Annotated in this window: 7 protein-coding genes and 1 tRNA gene; 4 read left to right on the top strand and 4 right to left on the bottom strand. The window is 32.4% G+C overall.

What is annotated here, in order from left to right:
• Nucleotides 1-150 precede the first annotated feature (150 nt).
• Together HX049_RS17460 and HX049_RS17455 are read right to left on the bottom strand one after the other, a co-directional pair.
• Nucleotides 151-224: transfer RNA gene (locus tag HX049_RS17460), tRNA-Arg, on the bottom strand.
• A gap of 553 nt (nt 225-777) precedes the next feature.
• Nucleotides 778-2,187, bottom strand: coding sequence for a hypothetical protein (locus HX049_RS17455; protein WP_286417568.1), 1,410 nt, complete (start codon nt 2,185-2,187; stop codon nt 778-780).
• Between the two features lie 172 nt (nt 2,188-2,359).
• Here HX049_RS17455 and HX049_RS17450 point away from each other — a divergent pair, with 172 nt between their 5' ends.
• On the top strand, nt 2,360-3,976 hold the full coding sequence (locus HX049_RS17450) for an ABC-F family ATP-binding cassette domain-containing protein (RefSeq protein ID WP_286417566.1): 1,617 nt from the start codon (nt 2,360-2,362) through the stop codon (nt 3,974-3,976).
• Nucleotides 3,977-4,178: 202 nt separating this feature from the next.
• On the top strand, nt 4,179-4,640 hold the full coding sequence (locus tag HX049_RS17445; RefSeq protein WP_286417564.1) for an META domain-containing protein: 462 nt from the start codon (nt 4,179-4,181) through the stop codon (nt 4,638-4,640).
• Between the two features lie 575 nt (nt 4,641-5,215).
• Here HX049_RS17445 and HX049_RS17440 read toward each other — a convergent pair.
• Nucleotides 5,216-5,515, bottom strand: coding sequence for a GNAT family N-acetyltransferase (locus tag HX049_RS17440; protein WP_286417563.1), 300 nt, complete (start codon nt 5,513-5,515; stop codon nt 5,216-5,218).
• A gap of 9 nt (nt 5,516-5,524) precedes the next feature.
• Nucleotides 5,525-5,695 carry a hypothetical protein gene (locus tag HX049_RS17435; protein ID WP_286417561.1) on the bottom strand — a complete coding sequence of 57 codons (171 nt, stop codon included), beginning with the start codon at nt 5,693-5,695 and terminating at the stop codon, nt 5,525-5,527.
• Nucleotides 5,696-5,834: 139 nt separating this feature from the next.
• Here HX049_RS17435 and HX049_RS17430 point away from each other — a divergent pair, with 139 nt between their 5' ends.
• The gene (locus HX049_RS17430) at nt 5,835-6,512 is read left to right on the top strand and encodes a response regulator transcription factor (protein WP_286417559.1); all 678 of its coding nucleotides are present in this window, start codon (nt 5,835-5,837) and stop codon (nt 6,510-6,512) included.
• Nucleotides 6,513-6,515: 3 nt separating this feature from the next.
• The gene (locus tag HX049_RS17425; RefSeq protein WP_286417557.1) at nt 6,516-7,805 is read left to right on the top strand and encodes a sensor histidine kinase; all 1,290 of its coding nucleotides are present in this window, start codon (nt 6,516-6,518) and stop codon (nt 7,803-7,805) included.
• The last annotated feature ends 212 nt before the right edge of the window (nt 7,806-8,017 follow it).

Genomic DNA, 8,017 nt, shown 5'->3' with positions numbered 1-8,017 from the left:
ATCAGGATTCGAACCTGAGACCTACTGCTTAGAAGGCAGTTGCTCTATCCAGCTGAGCTATTGGACCATTTAATCTTATAAAATAGATTAAAATTATCTATCAAAATTGATAGTTTAGGATAAAAACTCCTTAACTTAGAAGTGTTTTAGTGATCCAATCAGGATTCGAACCTGAGACCTACTGCTTAGAAGGCAGTTGCTCTATCCAGCTGAGCTATTGGACCATTTAATCTTTATAAAAGAGATTAAAAATTGTCAATTTTAGAAGGCGTATACCTTGGTTTTTTTGACGTGGCAAATATATTGCTTTTTATTTAAAAGTACCAAGGTAAAATATTACTTTTTTTTGTAAAAAAATCAATGGTTTGATATCAAGAGGTTTATAATTGAAAAAAAATGTCTTTTTCTTTGGTTTTTCTTTATTTTACAAGGGTTTTGATGACTTTTATAGTTTTGGATTTCATCAGTTTTATCTAATTATCCTTTAGAAGTAGGAGTTTTCTTGTTTAGAATAGAATGAAGTATACATTATGTAAAGCATCTGTTGTATCAGATATTGAAGAGATTTCTTGTCAAAAAATAAAAACAGAATACAAAACCAGAACTATTATTGTACAGTTATAGTAGGACGAGACACGTTGAGTTCGTAGTGAGTCCGTTAAAAGAGGTATTTAAACGGAGACAGTATTGAGTTATAGGTAGTACAGTTTTATTCAAAGGAAGATAGGAGTATAATAAAAGCGAGAGCCCAATTATTTGGTTGGGCTCTCGCTTTTATTATTGCTTTAAAATTGCTTTAAAATTGTTGTCGAAGATATTTACAAAAGGATCTATGATAGACCCATCTTTGTCTAATAGCATACATCGCTGTATCTTCGTGATGATCCATTCATCTTTCATTAGGTTAAAGTCATCAGATCTAAGCTCTACAATACCATTAGAAGGGTAGCGCTTTAATATACTTAACCACTCACCATGCTCACCATCGATGCAGATCGATATGATTTCTATATTTGGTATTTCTGCTTTTAATTCTGCAGCTATCTGATGAGCTGCATCAGCATGAGCTATTCCATTTTTAGTCCAGAAGAACATTAGAGTTCTCTTATTGATAATAGAATTGATAGATACCTTTTGATTTTTAGTATTCACTAGAGGAACTTCAGGTAACTTCTTCTCATATTTAAGATTTTGAATCGCTTGTTGGATCTGGATAATCTCATTGTGTTGATTCTTATCTGTAGATAGTTCAAAGTATCGCTCTAAGAACTTATCATTATTATTTAAGTTCTGATCCTCTAATAAGTAGATAAATGCAATATTGTCTAGGATAGCATTTTTAACTTTATCATTTCTGATTAAGGTATCTACTATATTAAGTTTATCGATATATTTATCAAACTTATTATCTGGTATAATGTTTTGTTCAGGTTCATTCACAATAGAGTTTAGCATTATGGCTAGGTACTTCGTAAATGAAGAGTACTTTAATAAACGTTCATCATTGAAATTTATTTTTTTTCTAAACCCATAGTAGTCCACTGGGAGTTTATCTCTTACATCTTCATCTGTTCTCACATAATGTGCAGTAGGATAAAGCTCTTTTAATGCAAAGAAGTGTAAGTCAAGCTTCGCTTTTGCATATAGATCAAAGTTGTCAGACCAGTTGATAATAGCTTTATTTCTTAGATAGTAAGTAGTTCTAGCTGCATGTACAGAGTCTATTCTTCGACTAAACTTCTCTGGAGATACATCGAAGGCACTATATCCTTCACTCTCATCCATGATATTTCTGACCGTTAGATTCATTAAGAAATTATTCTTTTCTGCACCTCGTCCAGAGAAGATAATAGAATGGTCAAAATCTCTTGAGTTAAGGCGTAGCGTCAGACTGTCATTTTTATCAAAGTAGATATATTGAAACTCAGGATTGTGCTTATAGATATACATTCCTGGTGTTAATGAGTCGAATTTTTTATAAAATTTATTGTTTTCATCTAGGAACAAAGTGTCTAGGACTTCATTGTCTTTGCAGAATAAAAGGTAATTAGAAGTAGGATTTATAATCTCACCCTGTATATATGCACTATAATCCTTAGGATCAAATTTCTTTTGACAAGATGCTAAAAGGCTTATAAGTGGGACAAAAAGAAATAATAAATTTGTATTAGGTAATTTTTTCTGCATTAGCTAAATGACTATTTGTTCGGTAGATAATATAAGCAAATTTAAGTTTTACGGGAGTTTTATCTTGTTAATGATTGGTTAAAGTGGGTGTCTAGGGCGATAAGTTTTATTTATAGATGTTTCTAAATATAAAATTAGTAATTTTGTAGGCAATTTAAATTAAAAGATAATAATGTTAACAGTTTCGAATCTGTCAGTTCAGTTTGGTAAACGAATTTTATTTGACGAAGTTAATGTAACTTTTACTCAAGGTAACTGCTACGGTATTATCGGTGCTAACGGTGCTGGTAAATCTACATTCTTAAAAATATTATCGGGAGATATCGACCCTACATCAGGCCATGTTTCTCTAGAACCAGGAAAACGTATGTCAGTTCTTAATCAGAACCACAATATGTTTGACGAATATACAGTTCTTGAAACTGTAATGATGGGTAATAAAGATTTGTATAATGTTAAGAAAGAGATGGATGAGCTTTACTTAAACTATACAGACGAAAATGCTGATCGTATCGGAGAGTTACAGATCCGTTTTGATGAAATGGATGGTTGGAATGCTGAATCAGCTGCCGCTACGATGTTGTCTAACTTAGGTATATCTGAAGATTTTCATTATACACCTATGGCAGAGATGGATGCTAAGTTAAAGGTACGTGTATTATTAGCACAGGCTTTATTTGGTAATCCAGATGTATTGATTATGGATGAGCCTACCAACGACTTAGACTTTGAGACAATCGCTTGGTTAGAGAATTTCTTAGCCCATTATGAGAACACAGTCTTAGTAGTATCTCACGACCGTCACTTCTTAGATGCTGTGTGTACGCACGTATCTGATATTGACTTCGGTAAGATTAACCATTACTCAGGTAACTATACATTCTGGTACGAATCAAGTCAATTAGCAGCTAAACAAAGAGCTCAACAAAATAAGAAAGCTGAAGAGAAAAAGGCTGAATTAGAAGAGTTTATCCGTCGTTTTAGTGCGAACGTTGCGAAGTCAAAACAAGCAACTTCTCGTAAGAAGATGATTGACAAATTAAAATTAGATGATATTAAGCCATCTTCTAGAAGATACCCTGCTATTATATTTGATACAGATAGAGAAGCGGGAGATCAGATTTTAAATATCGAAGGATTATCTGCTTCTATAGATGGAGAGGTATTATTTAAAGATATCGACCTAAATATGGCTAAAGGAGATAAACTAGTAGTTATCTCTAAAGACTCACGTGCTACTACAGCGTTCTACGAAATCTTAAATGGTAAGAGAGAGGCTGATGCAGGTAAGTTTGAGTGGGGAATCACTACAACACAATCTTATTTGCCAGTAGAGAACCACGAGTTTTTTGACAATGACTTGACATTAGTAGACTGGTTACGTCAATGGGCGAAGACAGAAGAAGAAAGAGATGAAGTATATGTACGTGGATTCTTAGGTAAGATGATTTTCTCTGGAGAAGAGGCACTTAAAACAGGTCGTGTATTATCAGGAGGAGAGAAGGTGCGTTGTATGTTATCTCGTATGATGATGATGAGAGCTAACGTATTAATGTTAGACGAACCTACGAACCACTTAGACCTAGAGTCTATTACTGCATTCAATAATACATTGAAAAACTTTAAGGGAACAATCTTATTAACGACGCATGACCACGAGTTTGCACAGACAGTAGGTACACGTATTCTAGAGTTAACTCCTAATGGGGCTATCGATAGATATATGACGTTCGACGATTACTTAGATGATCCAAAAGTAAAAGAATTAAGAGCAAAAATGTATTCTTAATACATTTAAAATATAGAATAGGGCTATTTGTATTACAGATAGCCCTTTTTTTTGTGTAATAATTTATGTTTTGAGAAGAGTTATTCCTTATAATAAGATATTATATGTGAATTTTAAGAATTATTTATTATAGACTACCATATGAAATGGTAAATTTGCTAATAACCTTGAAAAAAGGAAAACATAATAAAATAAAAGTAAGATGAAAAAGACATTAGTATTACTAAGTGCTGTTTTAGCATTAACGGCTGTAAGCTGTAAGACAGCAGGAGAAATTACTACTGTAACAGTAGAGAAAAAAGTAGATATGAGTAAAAAATTAGAAGGAGAATGGGTACTGAACTCTATTACAACTACAGCAACTTCTGGTAAAGATATGAGTACTCTTTTCTCAATGAAGAAACCAAGTTTAACTTTTGAACTTAAGGGTAAAAAAGTTTATGGAAATGATGGATGTAATAATATCCATGGAAGTTTTGAAGCTAAAGAAGGGAACGCTATCAAGCTAGGAGATAAGATGGCTTCTACAATGATGTTCTGTGAAGGAGTAGCAGATAGAGAGTTTATGAATGCACTAAACTCTGTAACTCATTACGACATTGTAGAGGATCAGTTAATTATGCGTTCTGGCGATATAGTAGTATTGACATTTACTAAAAAGTAAGAATCGAGTTCGATTATTGAATTTATAGGACTGATCTAAGGTATATCTTTAGATCAGTTTTTTTATGGCTATAGATTATAGAAGTTTTTTTTCAGTTTGTTTTTTATAATTGAAAGACAAAAAAGGGCAATATTTATCTAGTTAATATTTAAACTTTTATAAAAAGGCTTAGAATTAGTGTGATTACTGGTTTTGATTTACGCATTTAGCGACTTTTAGATTGAATAATTGTACTTAATCTTAGAATAAATTAGCGTTATAATATGTTAATTTGTGTGATTTTATAGTTAAAAGTGAATTGTTGATGAAGTGGTTAATAATTATTTGTTATCATAGTGAATACTCTTACAAAAATATATAATTTTGTTGCCGTATGAAGGAATTGTGGGGACTTAGTACTTCATGCGATTTTGCTCCCTTTCCTAATAAACGCGTTTGCTTTTGGCTAAGTATTGTATGAATAAAAGTCTATAAACGAAATGTTCTTTTGCGTTAATACATTACGGAAAGGGATTTTTTTTTTTAATTATATATTTAAGTATATTTTAATGTGCCTACTATTAATAATTTAAACACTATATTTTAAATAAACTGAGCACCTCTTCGGGTGATTTTATTGTCTCTATAAAAGTAAACCCTAATCTTGTTAGAAGTTTAATAGAGCTCTTGTTGTCAGGAAGTGCTATAGCATATAATGTTTTATACTTCTCATATTCTCTTATTATCTTGATGATAAAGCTTGTAGCTTCGTAGGCATATCCTAGCCCAATGTAAGTGGGTATGAAGGCAAAACCTATATCATGATGGTCTAAGTAATCTCGCTTAATCAGGGAGATTAACCCTATTGGTTTCCCATCCTCTTTTCTATTGACCACCCAGTATTGCTACTGTGGATTATCTAATATACTCTGTATGTACATCTGAGCATCTGTCGCTGTATAGATATCCTTGTTTCTGATAAATTTAAGCCATCCAGGAGTGTTTACTAATTCAATGATAAAGGTTTTATCACGATGAGAGAGTGGGGAGATCTGTAGCCTATCTGTATTATACATAAGTCAATATTTTGAGAAAACTAAAGTAAGACTATTTCTTTAATAAAGACGTTGATATTTGTTTAAGGTATTATTGTGATTGAAAAAGAAAAACATTTATTAGATAACTTGTATATTCGTAAGTACTAATTGGAGGGATATGAAAATTTTAGTTATTGAAGACGAACAGGAGTTAAGAGATATCATACGAGAATCTTTAGAAAGAGAGCTTTACTTGGTCGAGGTGGCTAGTAATTATAAGGTAGGGATAGAGAAGTTAGTAGGCTATGACTATGATTGTATCTTGTTAGATATTATGCTTCCCGATGGTAATGGAATAGACTTGTTACGTGAGATCAAATCGATGGGTAAAGCCGACTCGGTTATTATAATATCGGCTAAAGATTCTATAGATGATAAAGTATTAGGCTTAGAGTTAGGAGCAGATGATTATCTCACTAAACCTTTTCATCTATCGGAGCTATTAGCTCGAATAAAGTCTGTGTTGAGAAGAAAGAATCAACAGGGATTCCAGAGTGTAAAATGGAATAATATAGAGATTTTTATAGATGAGAGAACGGTAGTCGTGCTGGGAAGTACAATGTTGCTTAATAATAAAGAGTTTGAGCTCTTATATTATTTTGTAGTGAATGCGAATAGGTTAGTGACTAAATCTTCTATTGCAGAGCATATATGGGGAGATAATATGGATGAGGCAGATAGTTACGATTTTGTGTACTCTCAGGTGAAGAACTTGCGCAAAAAACTAAAGAATCATCACGCGGAAGTAAATATTCAGTCTGTGTATGGAATGGGGTATAAATTAGTGAATGAATAGGGGATGAAGTTACATAATTATACACTTAGGTATTTATCCATTGGCATAGTGATAGTTCTTACTGTATGGGTGTTTATCTTCTATGCATTCATGACAGAAGAGGTCTATGATAATATAGATGATGGACTGAAAAACACTAAAAGTGAGATAGTCAAAAAAGCATATAATAATCCTAGTATCAATAGTATACAGTCATTCGGAGCAAGTGGATTTAGAATTACTCCATTAGCGCCAGGAAAATATTCTAGAAAGAATGTGTTCACTACAGAGATGATCTATATGGATGTAGATGATAATGAGGAACCTGTGCGTATGCTCACCACTACTTTTGAAGATAAGAATGGAGATAATTTTTTATTAGAGATACGTACCTCTACTATAGAAGCAGATGATTTATTAGGAGATTTTGGTATTGCTGTTGGTGCATTATATCTGATGTTGATTATCAGTATATTCTTAATTAACTACTTTATTTTGAGAAAAGTAGTGTGGGGTTCATTTTATAAATTACTAGATAACCTAAAGAACTATACAATAGGTAAAGAAGTGATAACGGAAGAGACGAAGACTCCTATCCGGGAATTTGCAGACCTTCAATTAGAGATCAATAAGATGATAAGGCGTATAGAGAACACCTTTGAACAACAGAAGACCTTCGTTTCTAATGCTGCTCATGAGTCTCAGACTCCTCTAGCTATTATGAGTAATAAGCTAGAGCTAATGGCTGAGAAGGAAGAGCTGAGCGAAGAACAGATGATACAAATACAATCTATTCATCAGACGCTGAGAAGGCTTATTAAGCTGAATAAATCTCTTCTTATGCTAACTAAAATAGAGAATAAGCAGTTTGTAAATTATCAGGACGTTAACTTTAATGATATTATTAAGGAAATAATAGATGATTTTGAAGAGTTCTTTGAGTATAAAGCGGTTAGTATAACGGTTAAAGAGGATAAACAACCTTTTATAGTCAATATGGATAAGGGGCTGTCTATTACTCTTGTGCAGAATTTGCTGAAGAATGCATTAACTCACAATGTACAGGGAGGAGAGGTAGAAGTAGAGATTACAGAACATTATTTTAGAATTAGCAATACCAGTTTAATTCCTACTCCATTAGACGAGAATTTAATATACAATAGATTCTTTAGAAGTACTACAAATGAGCAGTCTACAGGACTTGGACTTGCTCTAGTACAGACTATTATAAAAGTAACAGATAATTTATCTATTAAGTACCATTTTAATGATAAGCATTGTTTTACAGTTTATCACACAGACTATCAAGGGTAGTAATAAAGTTATTCTTAGTACACGACAAAAATATTAATTAGTTGATTTTAAGATAAATAAAGGGAGGAATTATTTATAAAAAAGGCTGATATTCAGTATATTAAAGTTTTCCTCCTACAGAATGTCTTTAAAAATGAACAACAGCCTAGAGTACAAAAATACAGAACTTCTAACAACTATAAAAGCCAATTTTAAAGGTAAATTAGGGTTAG

Origin of the sequence: Myroides odoratimimus (genome assembly GCF_030326305.1) — a bacterium.
Lineage (GTDB): Bacteria > Bacteroidota > Bacteroidia > Flavobacteriales > Flavobacteriaceae > Flavobacterium > Flavobacterium odoratimimum_A.
This window is presented reverse-complemented; position numbering and strand designations above follow the sequence as displayed.

Bases quoted from the DNA above. Each gene is read 5' to 3' on its own strand.
- HX049_RS17455 (WP_286417568.1), bottom strand. From the start codon at position 2,187: ATGCAGAAAAAATTACCTAATACAAATTTATTATTTCTTTTTGTCCCA.
- HX049_RS17425 (WP_286417557.1), top strand. From the start codon at position 6,516: ATGAAGTTACATAATTATACACTTAGGTATTTATCCATTGGCATAGTG.
- HX049_RS17450 (WP_286417566.1), top strand. From the start codon at position 2,360: ATGTTAACAGTTTCGAATCTGTCAGTTCAGTTTGGTAAACGAATTTTA.
- HX049_RS17430 (WP_286417559.1), top strand. From the start codon at position 5,835: ATGAAAATTTTAGTTATTGAAGACGAACAGGAGTTAAGAGATATCATA.
- HX049_RS17435 (WP_286417561.1), bottom strand. From the start codon at position 5,695: ATGTATAATACAGATAGGCTACAGATCTCCCCACTCTCTCATCGTGAT.
- HX049_RS17445 (WP_286417564.1), top strand. From the start codon at position 4,179: ATGAAAAAGACATTAGTATTACTAAGTGCTGTTTTAGCATTAACGGCT.